This is a genomic window from Desulfosporosinus youngiae DSM 17734 (assembly GCF_000244895.1).
Lineage (GTDB): Bacteria > Bacillota > Desulfitobacteriia > Desulfitobacteriales > Desulfitobacteriaceae > Desulfosporosinus > Desulfosporosinus youngiae.
Genome location: NZ_CM001441.1, coordinates 3,770,396 through 3,788,300 on the forward strand (window position 1 = coordinate 3,770,396; position 17,905 = coordinate 3,788,300).

Sequence of the window (17,905 nt, forward strand, 5' to 3'; positions counted from 1 at the left end):
CCATATGCTTCACCCCTATTACTGAGTAATAAGGATATTTTTGCTGAAATCCATGGTATTAGAAACCAGGGTTTTCTTGAACATTGATAAATCATTCGATCTTTTGCTAAGTGAAATATCTGCTAAAAAATCCGGATAAATGTCATGGAGTCGGTCAATATAGCGTATTCTTGGCCTTCTTTCCCGCTTTCCATTCCTTCCAGTTTTACGGATCTTCTGACTCAATAAAAATATACCTCTCCAATCTAGTTCTTTAAAAAAGCGTGTTACACGAAAATTAATAAAAACATTGATAAACAGGAATTTTGTGCAGTATAATAACAGAGGAAACGTATAATTCATGTTTACGTAGGTTCGACAATCAGATCCATAAGCCTCATTTTTCTTACCAATATTAAATATAAACAAACAAAGCTATTATCCAACATTTGAATGTTCCCGAGATAATCAGATAACAGTCAATGGTGCTGGTTTTAACGGTAAATTCAAGATTTAAAATTAAAAAACGAATCTCCGAGCCGGGATGAACCTAAAGAGCAATCTATGGACACCGGACAGGGTCTAGAACCCTCGGGGTATACTTGGAAACGGGTATGCCTTCACGTTTTGAAAAGGAGGTGGATTAAAGCCAACTGGATTTAAAATCAGTTATGGCTCCGCTTTCTATTGGCGGAGCCATTTATTTTTTTCGAGTACCAATGCATTTCAAAATTGTTAGGTGGTGAATTTCATTGGCAAGTATAAAAATGAAACAAGTCATGGAATTTTTCTCAGAGAATCATGATATTGACCTAAATGATGCAGAAGAATATTTTATGGCAATTATTTCTGTGGGATTGTCTTTAAATAAGGAAATGAGAAAAGATATAGCTTCCATTTATAATCAGAATAAATTAATGTTCTTTGAAAACGCTAAAAACTTTTCAGGATATAATCATGTCTTACTAAGTAACGGTGACTTGGAACAAGAAATTTATGCTAAAAAAACTTTGGGTATTTTACTAAGCGCCGAACAATCCGAGCTGATAAAAGTGAAGGTCTTACGGCTCATCAAGAAATATTACAAAGATGTATATATTCATGCTCAAAATAATAATTACGATGGATTTAGAAAAAATTTGCCAGCAATAGAAGACACCAATAAAAACCTCAAGTTAACTGAAACGCTGATTGTTTTATATTTTTACACCATGAAACAAATGAATGAAAATTTACTCAACCTGCAAGTTGTGGAAAACGCATTTAATGTGGCAAGTTTGTTTATTAACATTAACCCTATTAATACTGATATTGAAAGTGAATTAAAAAGAGAAAATAGATTAGCCAAAGTAAAACAGATAGTCAAGAATGAACTTGGAGTAATAAAAAATTCCTCAGATATTCTTTATAGTAAGAATAAAGAGATAAAAAATATTGTAAGTTGTTTACGCAATCTCCTTTTAATCCATAAATTAGATGTTGATTCCATTTCTCCTAAGCTTAACCAAAATGATTTAGATAAAGTTATGCTGGCATTTATAAAAACTACGAGAAAATCGGAATTTGATAAAACTCAGGTTGTGCAATCATTCGGTGCCGGATATATTGTAAAAATGCTGCTTAATGAATACTTAAGAGCAAGGGAACTTTATCTTACTTATAGTGATGAAGATGCCCTATATTCCGAATTGAAAGCTCTTAAGGAGAAGTTAGATATTGCATCATCAGAAAAAGACACTGTTGAAATCCAGGCACAAAAACTAAAAAGTGAGATTGAAAATTATGAGTTTAAACTGAAAAATGCCTTATCTGAGCAAAGCAGATTTTATGAAGCACAAATTAATGAGCTAAATAAGAAGATCGATAAACTTAAAATAAACCTAAATACTGAAATGAAAAATAGACAGGAACTTTTTCAACTTCGGGAGTTTTTCATCGATCTTAAAAATGATTATTTACCCACAGAGACTTCATTAGATTTATCGAAGTTTATCACCAATAAGAAGCTCTTAATCATCGGAGGGACCCCAAGTTGGAGAAAACGGTTAAAGGCTAAATTTCCCACAATTCTTACGATAGATGGCTTTAATGACAAGATTGAATTTAGAAGTTTTGGAGAGATAGATTTTGTTCTCTTTTATTCAAAATATATGAGCCACAAAACCTATTATAAAACTGTCGATTTCATAAGAGCAAATGATATTCCGGCAGGTTATATTGGTAAAACAAATATCGATTTAGTCGAATTAGAAATAGCTGAAGAATTAAATAAGAGATTAGCAGCTCATTAGTGGGGGTTTGATCATGATTTCCAAAGTGTATCAATAATTTCGTCCGTAAGGTGCATCCATTTTGTCTATTTTCAGCGTAAACCTATTGCTATATGGGGAGTTATCTATTCAGTGATCATCCATAAAAAAACCGTACACAACCCTTCCTGCACTGGAATACGGCGAATACCCTAAGGGCCTGCTCTTTCTCCTGCATGGCCTGGCTCCCTATCTTTCAAGGCCTGCTGGAGCTCCTGTTTCGTCATGCCGGCCACATCGTTTTGGGCGATGAATTCCTTCCGCTCCTCTTCCGATAATCCCAGAAGGAGTAAACTTAAGTCAATTCACTCAAAAACACCTCAACTTGGCTATTTTCTGTAAATTTTCAGGTAAACCCAGCCCGCATAAGTAGCAGCAACAAACCCTTACTTTGAATCTTTTCTTTGCACTCCAATTGATTGTGTATCTTGTGACGATAGCTCGCTTATCCTCTCATCAATGACACGCTTTCCTTCAATTGAATTTATATACTCTCTGATCTCATCCCTTATAGAATTAGTTTTATCAAATGATGATTTTTTTGTTCTTTCTGTTTTGAACCCAATTAGTGCTATTGCGATACCTAAGCTAACTAATGTAATAGCGTCACTCAATGCATTAACTTGTTTTACAGGAATATTGATTTTCAGATAGGGTAAAACGATTACAGCTATCAGTGAACCCGCAAGGAGGACTGAAGGTAGGTGATTTAATGTTTTATTCAGTTTAACCTCTCTCTTTACTGCTATACCTTCGATGTAGAACTCTATTAGGTCAGATAATATTAGAAAAAACGCTGCAAGCGAAACATATAGCAACCACTTCCCAGTTGCATTTATAAAGGGTGTAAGTCTTAGCACTGATAATAAAATAAAACAAAATCCAGCGAATTTTGTAAACGTTATGGTCAAGCAATGTTTCCCCCTTTATCTTATTGACCTTGGTAATTGAAATAATTGTTTTGGCCACCGACTCGTTTTGACTACAACATCCTTGATGTGCTATTCCTTTACCTCCTTTAGGTTTATATATTATTGTGCATACCCCGGTTTCTTGTACAAGCGTTTAGCTCAAATATAAATTCAATATTTACTGTAATTTTAGAAAGACAGAAAATAATTACAAAGCTCAATCCCCGTTTCGCATGTTACTAATGACTGAAGGAATCGTTTCCAGCAGATAATCCATATCCTCTTCACTGTTATGTTCATTCAGACTAATCCTCAGGCTGCCATAAGCAAGGGACTCCGATGCGCCGGTTGCCAGCAGTATCCGGGAAGGGTTGATGGAGCCTGCAGTGCATGCGCTTGCCGAGCTTGCCAAGATACCTGCCTTGCTTAAGGTGGTTACCAGGGGCTTTTTGTCCATTCCCGCAAAGGCAAACGATGCCATACCGGGCAGGCGGTTTTCAGGATCCCCCGTCAAATAGGAGCCGGGGATTTTCAATATCCCCTGAATCAACCTGTCCCTCATCGCAACAACCTTCCGGTTCTTTTCTGCCATGGTTGCCACGGCTTCTTCCAAGGCAGCGGCCATACCCACGATGCCAGGAACATTTTCCGTCCCTGCCCTTGAACCCTTTTCCTGACCTCCTCCATGGATCAGGGGCGGCAGAATCCGCCCGATTTTTACGAACAAGGCGCCCACACCCTTGGGTCCCTGGAATTTGTGCGCAGACATGGAAAGCAGGTCAACGTTCAAATCCCTAACGTCAATTTTCACCTGTCCTACAGCCTGCACCGCGTCGGTGTGAAAAAGCACATTCCGCTGACGGGCAACCTGACACAGGTCCTTTATGGGCAATATAGTGCCGATTTCGTTGTTGGCCATCATGATGCTCACTAAAACGGTGTCCTCCCGGATCGCCTCTGCCAGCTGTTCCGGTGTTATCCGGCCATAGTAGTCCACAGGGAGGTAGGTTACCTCATACCCTTGTTTTTCCAGAGCTTCCGCAGTCTTGAGCACAGCGTTATGCTCGATCGAGGTGGTGATGATGTGCTTTCCTTTGGAACTGCGCTGGGCCACCGCTCCCAGAATGGCCCAGTTGTCTGATTCTGTCCCCCCTGAGGTGAAGAAGATCTCATTGTTCTTAGCGCCTATGGCCTTGGCGATCATCCTTCGTGAGCGTTCTACCCCAGCTTTGGCATTCACTCCGTACTCATGAATCGCTGAAGGATTGGCAAAGGTGTCTCCAAAATACGGCAGCATGGCCTGGAAAGCAGTAGTGGATAGCGCAGTCGTCGCTGCATGGTCAACATATACCTTTCTTAATCCCATCACTTTATAACCTCCCTCTTCCCTCTTATCTAACCCCAAGGTCCGAATAAAAAAACGCCTGACCCCGTCATTCAGGAATACAATCCCGCCGCTAGCTCCGATATCCTGAATGACTTCCGACAGAGTCTGGTCCAGCAGATCAAACTTGTCCTTGTAGTACAGATAAAAGGTCCCCCGGTTGATGTTGGCCCTTGTGATGATATCTTTCACCGCTAAGGCCTCAAATCCCTTTTCATCGATCAGAATTACCCAAAGCTAAGTAAAGTATCGAGGTCAAATTCGGCACTGGTGACCAATTTGAGCTGCTCTGTCCGTCGGAGAAGCTAGACCCATACTCTTAGCCGCTATCACCATTCTTGGAAATAAATCAGGGTGTGCCGTTACGTTTATACCTAAACGTGAGAATAATCATTTATGCTCTTCTTTATTTCATCATCTATTTTACTTTTCTTTTTGAAGAAATCGAATATGCCCATTTGCGTCCCTCCTTTACATTATTGGCTCATAACCACCAACTATCGGTATCCCCTTGGCAAATTAATCAGAGAAATTTGCAAATAGATTCTTCAATTCTGATTTATCATAAATCTCTTCGTCACTAATGAATTTCTCTATTTCAATATTCCCATCTGAAAAGAATTCTACCTCCCACCTTTGTCCTGGCACAGCGATTTCAACCATAATGCTATCCCTAACTTTGTTTAAACGGTAGTAGCTTTTGCGGTTTTCTAATTCATTAAGAAATTCAATGATTTCATTCATCTTACATTCTTCTCCTTAGACAATTTCGCTTTATTGCGCTCTATCAAAGCAAAAGTGTCAAGATTCATTGTCCTTTATTTCTATCAATTTTCGTCTGGTATGCTCAATGAGTTTACCATTGATCGATTCATTTTTTCGTTCTATATCAATCCTATATTTCTTGTCAAATACCTGCGATATAACTTTTTTAGATTGTACCCTTAATTCTTCCCAGAGGGGGTTACTCTTTAATTGTTCAATATCCCAATAAAAATCCTCAACATGACCGTCATACTTATCAAGAAATCTATCAAACTCATCCATATCCGTATTTGCCTATCATCAAATACATTGTTATCTAAATAAAATTGCTTTCTATCATTATAGAAATTGCTGAAGTCTTCGAGAATCTCATCACCCGCGTACCCTATCCCTATCATATATTTTTGTTCTTTGGCCGGTAAGGACATTGTGACTAATGACATTATTAATTCTTCATAGAAATATTTGATTAAATATTCATTTTCAGTCGGCTTTCGAACATGAGGAATCATATCCTGCCTGCAAGCGCCGAAATTATTAAAACTCTTCTGCGCCTGGACTAAGCTAACCCTATTGGCTCCGCCTTCATATATCGGTTTTTCCAGTTGAAGCGGATCATCTTCCCAAAAACAGATCGAGCAAATATCAAAGCTGCCGTCATGATGGGTTTTAACCGGTTTATTCTCAAAAGTGTAATAGCCACAACATGGGCATTTATATTTCATTTTTTACCTCTCAAAGTGCAGGCGTTAAGTAATAAAGTATTTATCAATAATTTTCTTTATCTCCGGATGCTCTTTATCGCCCTCTATAAGGTATTCTATAAAGAAATTCTCAACTTCTTCATCTTTTATTTCTGCCAGCAGCCCATAAATCTTATACCAAACGGGCGCATAGGAATAGTTCTTACAGAAAAAGAATGCTATTTCTTTAAATTTCGGATTTCTTAAGTAATATAAAGCCACCGCAATATTTAGGGCGTCTTGGTCTGATACAACTTCCTGATTCGTTAATATACCGTCTAACCTTTCATCCGATGTATCCCCTGCCCATTGTTGCCTTGCGACAGTTAAAGCATCCGGGAAGACCTTTTCAACTTCCAATATTTCCTGTGGCCATTCATAGTTTTTATCAAAATCAGTATTCCGCATTGATAAGTATTTTTCTGTTTCACCTTTGCTTAGCTGCCCAAATTTAAATGATTTCATTATTTGTTCTATAGGCGTAATCAACTCATCTGGATCTAAAAGTACGCCATTTATTAATATTCCACCTTTATAATTTTGGTTGTCATTCGGTATAGATATTAAACTTGTGGGGATTATAACAAGCGCTTTTAGTTTTTTCTTGTCCATTGCCGCAGCTACAGCCTTATGATGCCCATCGAGCAATGCGCACAGATATCCGTCCATATGATAAGCAATCGCCCTATAGCCATCATTAATTCTATAAAACTCAGCCTGCTGATGATTATAGTGGGGCACAATTCTGTATCAACGAGTGCATAGTAGCCTGCTGGCAATAATCTCAATAAAAGCTGAAGGTTTTCAAGGGACTTCTCGAGTGATATAAATTTATGATTCAAAACTTCCCGCAACTCGGATATTACTTTTTGGTCGCTCATTTCAAGACCATATCCGGCAGCAACAAGCTTTTCACGTGTTGGGCAGAAATAGGCTTCATCCGCTTGGAATTTTATAAGTGGAGTATCTCCATAGACTAAAGTGGCCAACGCTTCATTTTCTAAATAGCCATACTTAGTGGATAGCAGACCTTTCCCGTTTTTTACATAGAAAACCAATCCATCGCCGCCCCACTAACCCCAAAGACATTGTATAGCATATTATAGGCTCTGAAGCACTGAAATTACTGGCTTTATCGGCAATGTCATCTGTCATTGATTCTGCCAAAACCCTTTGTTTTCAATGGTTTTAGGCTCGTTCAAGCATGATCACGCACTCAACGTGGCTTAAGGATATGAAAAATATGCCGCCTAAAGCTAGCATCCCCTTGGCGGCAGGATCTGAAACAGCCGCTTTCGCAGGCCAATTTTCTCATCAGTTTGACTCTGCTTTCTCCTTACAATTAGTGCAGTGCGGTGAATTTTGCCAACGAATATTTCACCATATGCTTACAACATAATTTATTTTGAAATGCCCGTAAATATGGAGTTTCAATCAATCAAATCAGGCTGCTTGTGAAAGCCCTTCATATGACGCCCAAAGGTATTATCAGTCAGAAGCTTTTAGGATGACAAAGCCTGCCCCTTCGTTAATGAGGGCAGGCTTTGTTCGGCTTCCGGCAACCAGGCTATCATAGCGCTTAGGTATAGTTGCTCATAATGACCGCCATCTGCTCACATTGGCATTTGCCATCCGTCCGAGAGCGGTAACGAACATTCCTCTCGTAATGGCGGTGTTCGGGCTGAAGGTAGTGTTGGAAGTGCCGCTGAACAATCCACGGCTTACCACAAACTCAATATCTTCCTTTGCCCAATGGCCTGCAATATCCGTAAATGCGGCGCTGACCTGATTGGCTCCCAGGGCCGGAACCGGGATGGGAGCGAAATAGGTGAGGGCGATGAGGAGGATCAGGATAAGTCCGTCGGATGCTCTTCTGTTCATGCTATGCCTCATTATAAATTGGTTTTTAATGCAGGATATTGCTCTGAAACCCCGGCACCCAGCAGGGCTCTCATTCTGTCCACCATACTCTCGGGAACAACAGCTTCCCCGCCGAAAACATGGAAAGCCTCTACTCTTTCCTTTGCCTCCGACAGCCGGCTTTCCTGCTCTGCAGTCAGCCCTGTTCCGCTATTGGCTCCGATCAGCACCAGCCAGCCGTTTCTTTGAGCCGCCACCGCAGCTCCGGCCAGGGCGTCGGCAAATCCTTTTCCTGTGGCGGCATATACTTCTGTGGCCTCCGGCTGCAGCTCTTTCAGCACTATGGCATTGGTGTCATACCGGGTCTCTCCCCCATATCGCTTGGGAGCAGGGACTTTGCCTTCCAATGCTGCCGGTAAAACAGCCGTCCCTCCGATCAGGATCGTCCGCGTGATGCCCAGCTCCGCCAAGGCTTTGGCCGTTCCTGTCGGCAATGAGTCTTTGCCGCTGTCCGCGTAGAGAATAGGGATGCCGTTATAGCCTGCCCATGCCGAGATGCTCAGGACATCGGCAAAGGTTTTTTCATACATATCCCCATTGACGATGACTGCCTGGCCGCTTGCTCCTCCGACCCGCTTGGCAATCTCATAGGCTGTATCATAATGGGTCTCTCCATAAATCCGTTCCACCGTCAATCCGTCGGCTTTAAGCACTGCCTCCACGCTGTCCCCCACCGCTCCCGGACCGCCGATGATGATCACTTTTTTGGCCCTCAGTCTTTCGATAGTGTTCAAGACACCGGAGGGCAGCTGATCTGGTTCGGTCAGGAGCAGAGGGGCATTGCAGAGCTTGGCCAGCGGAACAGCCGGTAAAGCGTCGGCGGAGATATCTCCCCTGGCCAGAATAACCAGGTCAGTGCCGCTTCCAAAGTAAGCTTCGGCGATCGCTGCGGCTGTATCATAGCGTGTTTCTCCGGACAATCTCGTTTCCTGTGGATTAACGTGGGGCTCGGGCCGGGGGATGATGTCATCCTTGTAGCCCACACCGTAGACGGAAAAATGATTGGTGGAGAAGATGAGGCTCCGGCGCACCGTATCATAGTAAGCACCTCTGAGATAGGTTACTTCTCCCCGTTCATTGACATACACCGCCCGGATGTTCTCCGCCTTCTCATCCGCTTGCAGCGTATAGGGAATTTCCACCGTGACACTGCCGCCGCCGAAATCGCTCACCCTTTGGCCGCCATTTTGATAGAGGGCCGCCAGGTCGTAGGCCGGCCGGCTGCCGATGGCATTCTGAGCGGCTTCGCCATGTTCGGAGGCATCAGTTCGGGTCGCGGTGATCTGAACGTCCGCCTTGGCCTGCCGGTTGATTTCGGTTACGGCGGATAAATCCATTGCCAGCTTGACATCAGGCCGTTCCACCACAATCAGGGTGCTGACAATTTTTCTGCTGATGATAGTCTCCTGTACGCTTTTGGTGAGGTTTACGCTGACAGCCGAAGCTGTTTTGCCGCCGGTGTCCACACGAAGTACCACGGTGACGCCATTTTGCTCGTTACCGTTTTTCCTGGCCTCAGCCAGTGCTTTGTCAAAGGCGTCGGTCACAGTTTTGTCAGTGATATTCACTGTGACATTGCCGTTGCTGTCCACTGTGCCGGGAACCTTGATTTCCCCCTGCGTGGGTGAATCCGGCCTGTCCGCTGCGGGTGGGATAACGATGACATGGCTGCTGTCGTCCGAAGAACTTCCGCCTCCGCCGGAGCCACCGCCATCACCGCCGGAGCTGTTTTGACGATAGTTTGGGGTAACGGTTACCGCTTTTGCAGGCATGGTAAAGGTTGTTGTCTTTGCGGTTGCATCAGCAAAGGTTACATCCGTGCCGCTCCAGCCTGTGAACGTATAGCCGCTTCTGTCATTTGCTGCAATGGTAACGGTCGCACCCTCGGCATAGCTTCCACTGCCTGTGCCGTTTGTTACCGTGACAGTGAATAGCCGCTCTGCCACAGTTAAGATGCCTTTTGTATAGGTAATGTTATAGCTTGCAGCGTTTGCCACTACTCCGTCTGAGATGGTAATGTCAAAGGTGCCGACAGCATTTCCATTTGCGGCGGTAGATATCGTAGGTGCAGTTGTCACAGCATCACTGTTCACCAAACCTGTGGCTGTATAAGTAAAGGCCGGTAATCCATCGCCTTTCGTCATACTCTTGTCATCTGCTTTCAGCGTAAGCGCTTTGGAGGCAACGGTCACTGTATAGCTTGCCGCAGCCTGTGCATGGGTACCCGTTTCTGCAGCGGTGGCGGTGATTGTGGCGTTTCCGTCCCCTACAGCCATGATGATCACCGCGCCGGTGTTGGGGTCGACCATTGCCACGGAAGTATCATCACTGGCATAGGTGATTGTGCCGTTTACGGTTGTTTGTGACAGCGGATTTGTAAACAGGGCATCACCATAAGTCTTGGTTATGACGGCTGTGGCATAGGAAATTACCTGCGGCGTCTTTGCCGTGGAGGTAACCGTTACAATAATAGTGCAATCGCTGTAGTTGGTGGCGCCTGTTACCGGAATCGTCATAGTGCCGGTTTGTCCTGCTGTGCTGGGGGGTGCGGTATAAGTCAATGTGGTGCCGGCAATGCTCATAGCGGTCATCGTTATGGCGCCGCCTGTCGTTGGCGTGCCGTAGCTTGCGCCTGCCGGCAGAGTAGGAAGGATTACCGTCGCCCCTGTTTGCCCGCTTACCAAAACGATTGCCGACACAGTCGTTGGGCCTGTATAGGCAACTTTATTGATGGTGTAGCTGCCCAGGGGTAGATCTGTAACTGCGTTATATTCAGCGCTTCCGGCAATATTCACCGTGACGGCATAAGTGCCCGCATTGATGGGTGGTGCGGCGGTGATGCCGTTATATATGACGGTGATTGCACCCAAAGTCTTGCCCGAGTCTGCCGTTACGGATACCGGCTTTTCGGTGCCGTCATAGTCCACGGCGGCCAAACTGTAAATCAAATCCGCTACAGTCGGTGTTGTCTTGGTAAAGGAGGCAATGTTTACCGTAGCATCCAAGCTTGCCAGTGCTGTGCCGGCGGCCTTGAGGCGCACAAGGTATTCGCCGGGAGCAAGGCCCATTGCCGTGCTGCCGCTGATGGTGGTGTAACTTGCAGCACCGGATTTTTTATACTCCATCAGGTTGCTCACGCCGGTGATGGTGCCGTTGTTCAGGGCCGAAGTTTCGTCCGTTTTACCGATTGACGGCGCTGACGGCTGGGTAATATCAATGGTCTGGATGGCACCAGCATGATGGGTGGTGATTTCTTTTACCCGCACCTGAATGTCCTTTTCTGCCGTAATTCTGCCGAGACTGGCAGTCAAATCCATAGTTTCGGTGCAGTCTGTCCAACTGCTGCCGCCATCCAAGCTGTATTCCATCGAAGCGGTTGCACCCATAAGTTTGTTGGCGTTTGCGTCGTCAAAGGAGAAGCTGACGCTGGGTGCACCAGGGCCGTCGGCCTTTTCGATCCTCCATGAGATATCTTTTGCTGCGGTAGTAGTATCGCTCCACGCATAGCCGGATTTTGGCGTTGCCGTGGCGGTATAGTCGCCTACGTCCGTTGCCTCATAATCTCCGCTCAGGGTATAGCCCGTGCCGCCGTTCACGCCGGTTTGCGCGCTGCCGGTCCATTTAAGGCCGGTATTTGCCGTGGGTACGGCGATCTTCGTAACGCCCGCCGAAACGGTCACGCTGGCGTATGCACCTGCCTCATGAGTAGCGGTGGCCTTCACACGCACATAGTAGGTTCCCGCGGAAAGACCGATGATTTCAGTGCCGAGGCAATCCTGAACACCGGCAAAGCTGCTATCATCCGCATACTCCATAGCCGTGGTTGCTCCGGTTATCTTGCCGTCCGTGCCGCCCGCACTGCTTGGCGCAACGCCCGAAAGCTCTGTAGGCGCAGCGGGGCCGTCGGCCTTGGTAACGGTGATGGTTAGGGAGGTGATAATGCTTGTGCCGTTGGCCGTAAGGGTGATCGTAGTATCGCTCATATTAAGATCACCCTGTGGGCTGAAATTGTAGTCTATAAAGGCCGGATTTACCGTCCCGTCGTCGTAGGTGGCCTTGACGACCATGCCTGTGGCATCGAAACTTTCCTTATATTTGTAACCCGTCTTGGCAGGTAGTGTGGTGACGGCAATGGATGCCAACTCTTTCGCTGCTGTGGCCGGGAAGGTAACCGCTGCCGATAAGGTATTCCCGCTGCCTGCGGCATGGGTAACAGAGGCGGCGGTAAATGTAAAACTGTTTTCCGCTAGGCCGCTGAAGGTATAGCCCGGTTTCGCCGTCAACGATACATTGGCTGTGTAGGCTGTTCCACCGAGGAATGTCACGGGAGAACCGGACCAAGCTACCGTACCTGTGTACTGCGCTGTCTCTATGCCTGTGGTAATAGGCGTCGCATTCTTGAGCGGAGCCGTCAGCTTACCGCTCAAATCAAGGGCATCGACCTTGCTCACCGGTCCAAAGGCTAAGTATTTGTAGGTGCCGATGGCGTCGGGGCTGTAGACGGGAACAGGGTCCGTTCCGTCGAAATTCTCACTGGCGCTGACGCCGGCGTTTTCCAGGGTAAGGGCATAGCCGTCAGCCAGAACTTTATCACCACCCTTGAATGTAGCGCTGCCGGCGGCCGGGATATTTATTTTAACCGTGGCGAGATTCGCTCCAAAGGTATTACCGATGACCGACTTGTGCGTGGACTCCAGTGTCCCCCCCTTCACAAGTATCGTGTTACTTGACAAGACATCAATCACATAGCCTGTAGTACCTGTATGCGTCAGGGTTCCGCCGGTGATTTCCAGAATCGGCTCAGATGATGCGCTGCCATACAGCCAAATACCCCGATATACTGCGGTAATGGCTGCTGCTTCCGATATGATGATTTTGCCGCTGCTGCCGTAACCTCGGGCAATTGCCGTACCGGCGTTGTTTGTGGATTCCACCGTTCCGCCGGAAATCATCACATTGCCTGAGCCTGCGCTACTACCTGAGACTGCGCTACTAATCGTCAGCCCGGGACCAGTCGATTTGACGATTCCGCCGGAAATAGTTACATCCCCCGATCCTAGATTCTCGATTGCTCCCATAGATGTTTCTATTGTACCGCTTAAAAGGGTCACCGAACCGTTATTCGTAATCTTAATCGTTAAAGCGCGGCCGTCTGACGATGTGTTCGCAATTTTCCCGCCGCTGCTACTGTCCCGAATCGTCAGGGTACCGCCGCCCTCATGCTGAATCGTTGTCAGAACAGAAGAATTGCTGCTGATTGTCTTGCCCTTCAGGTCAAGGGTGAAGCTGCTTACCTTGGAGCTGGAGATAGTGACCGGTTCCGTCAGGCTGATATTACCCAGCAGTTCGATGGTTTCTCCAACTCCCACCGCATTCATCGCCGCCTGCAGGGCGGAGTAGCCTGTGCCGCCGATTTGGGCGACATCTGCCGGAGGCTCAAACTGGAGGTATTTGTAGAGGTGGATGCTCACCGCAGCGTACTCGTTCAGCGGCGAGCCGCTGTAATTCAAGCTGGCTCTTGCCTGCATACCCGCACCCAACTCCGGGGCTTTGTTCATCGCCACATCGCCGCCCTTGATGATGACCGGGCCGCTTGGGATGACGATTTTACCGCTGGCGTTGTTATAAATCGCCTTGCCGGATGAGGTATTCTCTATCGTGCCGCCTGTAATCTCAAGGACTGTATCAGAGGCATCTCCTCCAAACAGATAAATCGTGCTACCGTAGCTGCTATGGGTAGGTGCGCCTGTGACTACAGCGTTGCCGCTGACCGTGATCTTTCCGGTGCTGGAATTATAAATCGCAAGGCCTGTGCCGGTGTTTTTCACCGTACCTCCGGAAACGCTCACACTGCCGGTGCTTTGATTCTCTATCGCTACCCCGGGAAAAGCGGCGCTGGATTCCACTGTGCCGCCGGTCACGCTTACGCTGCCGGTTGATTTGTTAGTTATTGACCCATACTTAGATTGCACTGTGCCGCCGTTCACAACAACGCTGCCGACACCCTCATTGAATATTGCCAGTCCAGTGGTAGCCGTATTTGCCACTGTACCGCCGGTAACAACAACGCTGCCGACCTTTAGCTCAATCGTACCTAAATCGTAGGCGCAGGTGATTTTGCCGCCACCGCCGCCGGCGGTATCGGTGATGGTCAGCGTACCGCTTCCATTGTGTACGATGGCAGAGTTGCCGGTACTGCTGACCAATGTCTTGCCATTCAGGTCAAGGGTAAAGCTTTTAGTATTGCCGCTGGCGATAGTAACTGTAGCTGTGAGGGCAATGCCATTTCCCAGAATGATAGTGCCGCCCTCCGGCACATTCGTAATGGCGGTATTTAGGTCCGCTTCATTGCTCACGCCAGATCCTTCCGCCAGTGCGGTCCCCGGAAGCATGGTCACCACCATGCATAACACCAGAAACATACTGAGTATTTTTTTCATCATGTCTGTCCTCCCTTGATTCGTAAAGCTGCTTTTCCTTGTTCCAAAAGCTTCTCCAGCCTCCCGGCTTCCTCCGCGGTGGCCGGGCGGACGTTATTTTTTTCACAGGAAGGGCAATCCTTTACCGCTCCCACCCGGTAGAATAAAAAGCCGCAGTCCTCGCAGGCGTAAGTCATGTTATTCCTCCCTTGACCCATAGATTCGGTGATTTTCTTCAAATCCCCAGGAGCTGTTTTTTCTTGGCTTCAAACTCTTGCTGGGAAATGATGCCCTCCTCCATAAGGGTCTTGTATTTCTTGATTTCTTCGATGGGGTCGGTAGGGGGAGCCATAGTGGTATATGCCGCTTGCATTCCAACTGCGCCAAGGCCGACAGACTGCTCGGCTGTGCCGGGAAAGGCCACTGTTCTAAGTGCGGCCACCAGCTTTTCCAGTTCTTCTATGCTTTGCTGGTAGGAGCGGAGGTAGTTGTTCACATCCGGGAGGGTGTTATTAAACCGGGGCCCGTCCATATCACATTTGAGCACCGTCCAGTTGGGGTGGTCGAAATGCAGCTCCACGTTAAATGCCTGAAAGGGTTCAGGAATGTCAAAATACTGTACGGTTGCGGAGTTGTTTACCTTGCCGTCATCCAGCCTGTCCAGGGTTCGTGCCATCCGCTTGCTCGCTGCATACTGTGCGATTTGCGGCGCCATCGCCATGGCCCGCTCGGTGACGGTGCTGGCATAACGGCGTAGGCCTGCCGCCGAACCCTCAAACAGGGGGAGGCTGTCCTCCTTAATGGTAAAGGATTTCAATTGTTGGCCTTCAAATACGGTTTTATCGGGGTTTTTGCTCATGCAGAACAGCTTGTTCCGGTGATCAAAGATGATTTTGGTATCCCAAAGGCCGAAGTCAATCCGCTCAGAAATCACGAACTGTTCTTTCAGTCTTTGGTTTTGCTCGTAAAAGGCCAGATACTCCCGAAGGCCCTGCATGGTCAGATGGCTTTCCTGATCGGCACCCATATCAATTTTGTTATAGCAGTTGTTGCAAATATATTCGTCCTCGATTTTCGAGGGTAGGATCAGGGGAATCTTGCCGCCGCAGATGGGGCAAGGGGGTTTTTTAGAAAATAGTCCCATTATCAGTTCCTCCCGTTATTCAGATTATCTTGTCCCGCCCCCCGAACCGCCGCCGGTGGAGCCGCCGCCCCCGCCAAGGGAAGCCCATCCGCCCCCACCACCGCTGCGCTTTTCCTGTTCGCGCTGTTCTTCGGCTTCCTTCATATTTTTATAAAGCACATAGTGATAGGAAGAGGCGGTCACCATGCTTTGGCTGTAATCGGTCAGCTGGTTGGAAATTTGCGGGTAGAGCTCTTTCATTTGCTCAGCCACCTGATCGGCGATGCCAAACAGCATGGCATAGGTCAGCAGTTCCTGCCAAATCGGCATTTCTTTGACACCCCGCTGGTTAACCAGTGAGAAATCCGTCAGATATCGTTTCAGCCCCATCAGCTCGCCCAGCTCCTGTTCACCGGCGGGCGTCAGGTCGGTGAGTCTTCCCGGGGTATCCCACCGTTTCAGGCAGTGCTTTTGGTTCAAATAAGCTCTGCCCGCGCTGTCGCATTTCTGGATGTAGGCACGCAGCAGCTTGTCGTTTTGGCCGGCAAAGCGTTCCAGCTCCTTGGCCTGCAAGGTGGCGTCCGAACCGGCTGCGCTTTCCAATACCGTATAGAGGTACTCGTCATAGGCGTTCATTTTGTCATGTTGGCTGCCCATCAGCCGCAGGCTCACCGTTTCTTTGGTTTTGCCCATCAGGCCGACCTGCTGGGTTTCCACCGGGGACAGGCAGCCCAGCTGAATCAGCCGCAGCATTCCTGTGGCGAGAATCGCACCGTCCTCACAGACATCAAACAGTCGCCCTAAGGCATAGGTAGCGCTCAGATTGCCGCCGTTGGGAATGTCCCTGAAGTACCCGAACCCCTCTGTAAACCGTTGTCGTTTTTTCTCCGCATGTTTCTTTTTTAATTTGTGGAGCCAGATAATGAGTCCAATGGGAAGTCCGATGAACAGCAGTAGGATGACAATTGCTTCAAATGTGGATATTTCCTCGCCCGTGTATTCGGCGTCATCGTAATCACTGCCTGCAAAGGCAGTTTCTTTTACTTCTTCAAAGCTGCCCGGTTCTTGCCGGGTGGGGGACAGGATGTCCTTATTCAGAGCAAACAGTACCGTCAGATGGTTTTCGGGAGTAAGGGGGCTTTCCGTGTAAGCAAGAATGGCGCCATCTGAAAATTCCACCTGTCCGTCATAGCCAAAGCCCCAGGCAGCGGCGTTTTGCTCAGTGATGGGCATGCCGTCCGCCAGCCGGATCTCCACCTTCACATCGGTAGGGGTGGTATTCATCCCAGGGTTGACAAAACGAAAGTTGACGCCGTCCCTGTCGCTGTAACCGCCCACCGCATTGTCCAGCTTATATTCAATGGCATAGCGGTTTTGCCCGTAATTACTGATGCCAAAGCAGATTTCATAGCCGCCGTCCGTAGCATGGATGCCGCATTTTCTCGCCTTTTCGGCAAAGCTCCAGTCAATATTCCAATCCGGCAGGGTTTCATAGCTCCCGTTTTGGTCGGAGACCGTAAGCCGGCTGATAGTCAGGTAAGGGGGTGCGTTCATGGGAATGTAGCTTTCGGTTCCTTCGTTAAAATCCCCCGTCCAGACCTGTGCCACGTACATGGAGCCGTCCTCGTAAAGGACGGCCTGAATATCCATGGTTTCCACCCGATTCGCAGCAAAAGCGGGGAGAGGAAGGGCGAGCAGCAGGACAAAGCATAGCATCAGACCATGCACCTTTTTTCGCATAGGGCACCTCATTTCATACTGGGCATAATGGCCTTGCCGGCCTGCTCCTCCAGGTAGTCCCTTTGCCGAAAGCCCAGCATCCCGGAAACCATGGAGACCGGGAACATGCGGATTTCACGGTTCAGCTTGGTGACGCTGTCGTTGTAGATCAGACGGCTGGTGCGCACCATGTTTTCAAAGGTCTGCACCGCGTCCATGGTTTTGATATAGGTCTGATTGGCCTTGAGTTCGGGGTATTGCTCCGTTACCATGGCAATCCTGCCCAGGGCTTCGGAGATGATCCCTTCCTGGCGCAGCACGTCATCCGGTGTTGATTTTGCCGTGATGACACTTCTCCTGGATTTGATGGTTTCAATCAGGGTTTCGCTTTCATGCTTGGCATAGCCCTTTGTCAAATCCAAAAGGGCTGTCAGGGCATCGAAACGGCTGGACAGCTGCACCCCGATCTGGCTCATGGCATTGCTGATATTCTCATCCAGCACCACCAGTCTGCGCTGGGTAGAGATGATCCACAGGACAACCACCGCGATAATGACGGCGATGGTGATGAAAGTTGGCAGCATAATAAAGTCTCCTTTTTTAGTTTTGAATGGGCGGGCGGACCACAGTTTT

15 protein-coding genes, 1 pseudogene and 1 riboswitch are annotated in these 17,905 nt (G+C 47.6%); of the genes and pseudogenes, 3 read left to right on the forward strand and 13 right to left on the reverse strand.

Annotated features, from left to right (window positions below):
- The first annotated feature begins 499 nt into the window (after window positions 1-499).
- Window positions 500-633: riboswitch (molybdenum cofactor riboswitch) on the forward strand.
- A 98-nt stretch (window positions 634-731) separates the two neighbouring features.
- Entirely contained in the window at window positions 732-2,270 is a 1,539-nt protein-coding gene (locus tag DESYODRAFT_RS17610; RefSeq protein WP_007785149.1) for a hypothetical protein, read from the forward strand.
- Window positions 2,271-2,473: 203 nt separating this feature from the next.
- Here the strand turns inward: DESYODRAFT_RS17610 and DESYODRAFT_RS27485 are convergent.
- The 9 genes and pseudogenes from DESYODRAFT_RS27485 to DESYODRAFT_RS17650 all read right to left on the reverse strand — a co-directional run.
- Window positions 2,474-2,584 (reverse strand): annotated as a pseudogene (locus tag DESYODRAFT_RS27485) (DUF3102 domain-containing protein); the annotation flags it as partial.
- 90 nt (window positions 2,585-2,674) lie between these two features.
- A complete protein-coding gene (locus tag DESYODRAFT_RS17615; protein ID WP_007785151.1) occupies window positions 2,675-3,199 on the reverse strand; it encodes a hypothetical protein in 525 nt (174 codons plus the stop codon).
- 217 nt (window positions 3,200-3,416) lie between these two features.
- Window positions 3,417-4,805, reverse strand: a complete 1,389-nt coding sequence (locus DESYODRAFT_RS17620; protein WP_083842186.1) for an aminotransferase class V-fold PLP-dependent enzyme — start codon at window positions 4,803-4,805, stop codon at window positions 3,417-3,419.
- A 297-nt stretch (window positions 4,806-5,102) separates the two neighbouring features.
- Window positions 5,103-5,327 carry a hypothetical protein gene (locus DESYODRAFT_RS17625; RefSeq protein WP_007785154.1) on the reverse strand — a complete coding sequence of 75 codons (225 nt, stop codon included), beginning with the start codon at window positions 5,325-5,327 and terminating at the stop codon, window positions 5,103-5,105.
- 227 nt (window positions 5,328-5,554) lie between these two features.
- Complete coding sequence (locus tag DESYODRAFT_RS29800; RefSeq protein WP_007785155.1) at window positions 5,555-6,073, reverse strand: CPCC family cysteine-rich protein; 519 nt, start codon at window positions 6,071-6,073, stop codon at window positions 5,555-5,557.
- Window positions 6,074-6,097: 24 nt separating this feature from the next.
- Entirely contained in the window at window positions 6,098-6,760 is a 663-nt protein-coding gene (locus DESYODRAFT_RS17635; protein WP_169315928.1) for a hypothetical protein, read from the reverse strand.
- On the reverse strand, window positions 6,712-7,149 hold the full coding sequence (locus tag DESYODRAFT_RS17640) for a hypothetical protein (RefSeq protein ID WP_042338783.1): 438 nt from the start codon (window positions 7,147-7,149) through the stop codon (window positions 6,712-6,714). Before DESYODRAFT_RS17640 ends, DESYODRAFT_RS17635 begins: the two co-directional genes overlap by 49 nt.
- Window positions 7,150-7,684: 535 nt before the next feature.
- Window positions 7,685-7,972, reverse strand: coding sequence for an S-layer homology domain-containing protein (locus DESYODRAFT_RS17645; protein ID WP_007785157.1), 288 nt, complete (start codon window positions 7,970-7,972; stop codon window positions 7,685-7,687).
- Between the two features lie 11 nt (window positions 7,973-7,983).
- Window positions 7,984-13,482: a cell wall-binding repeat-containing protein gene (locus DESYODRAFT_RS17650; protein ID WP_242833477.1), complete on the reverse strand. Its 5,499-nt coding sequence runs from the start codon at window positions 13,480-13,482 to the stop codon at window positions 7,984-7,986.
- On the opposite strand from DESYODRAFT_RS17650, the gene DESYODRAFT_RS29305 reads away from it, so the two are divergent.
- Together DESYODRAFT_RS29305 and DESYODRAFT_RS29310 are read left to right on the forward strand one after the other, a co-directional pair.
- On the forward strand, window positions 13,471-13,656 hold the full coding sequence (locus DESYODRAFT_RS29305; protein ID WP_242833478.1) for a hypothetical protein: 186 nt from the start codon (window positions 13,471-13,473) through the stop codon (window positions 13,654-13,656). The two genes, DESYODRAFT_RS17650 and DESYODRAFT_RS29305, sit on opposite strands and share 12 nt — an antisense overlap.
- Before the next feature lie 87 nt (window positions 13,657-13,743).
- Window positions 13,744-13,950 (forward strand): hypothetical protein, encoded by a 207-nt coding sequence (locus DESYODRAFT_RS29310; protein WP_242833479.1) that lies wholly within the window; start codon window positions 13,744-13,746, stop codon window positions 13,948-13,950.
- A gap of 500 nt (window positions 13,951-14,450) precedes the next feature.
- On the opposite strand, the gene DESYODRAFT_RS28765 is transcribed toward DESYODRAFT_RS29310, so the two are convergent.
- The 4 genes from DESYODRAFT_RS28765 to DESYODRAFT_RS17665 are packed head-to-tail and all read right to left on the reverse strand — an operon-like array spanning window position 14,451 to window position 17,856.
- On the reverse strand, window positions 14,451-14,627 hold the full coding sequence (locus DESYODRAFT_RS28765) for an FmdB family zinc ribbon protein (RefSeq protein WP_007785161.1): 177 nt from the start codon (window positions 14,625-14,627) through the stop codon (window positions 14,451-14,453).
- A 38-nt stretch (window positions 14,628-14,665) separates the two neighbouring features.
- Complete coding sequence (locus DESYODRAFT_RS17655; protein ID WP_007785162.1) at window positions 14,666-15,574, reverse strand: DUF4428 domain-containing protein; 909 nt, start codon at window positions 15,572-15,574, stop codon at window positions 14,666-14,668.
- Window positions 15,575-15,598: 24 nt separating this feature from the next.
- Window positions 15,599-17,293: a DUF2207 family protein gene (locus tag DESYODRAFT_RS17660; protein ID WP_007785164.1), complete on the reverse strand. Its 1,695-nt coding sequence runs from the start codon at window positions 17,291-17,293 to the stop codon at window positions 15,599-15,601.
- Window positions 17,294-17,301: 8 nt separating this feature from the next.
- The gene (locus DESYODRAFT_RS17665; RefSeq protein WP_007785165.1) at window positions 17,302-17,856 is read right to left on the reverse strand and encodes a LemA family protein; all 555 of its coding nucleotides are present in this window, start codon (window positions 17,854-17,856) and stop codon (window positions 17,302-17,304) included.
- Window positions 17,857-17,905: the final 49 nt, after the last annotated feature.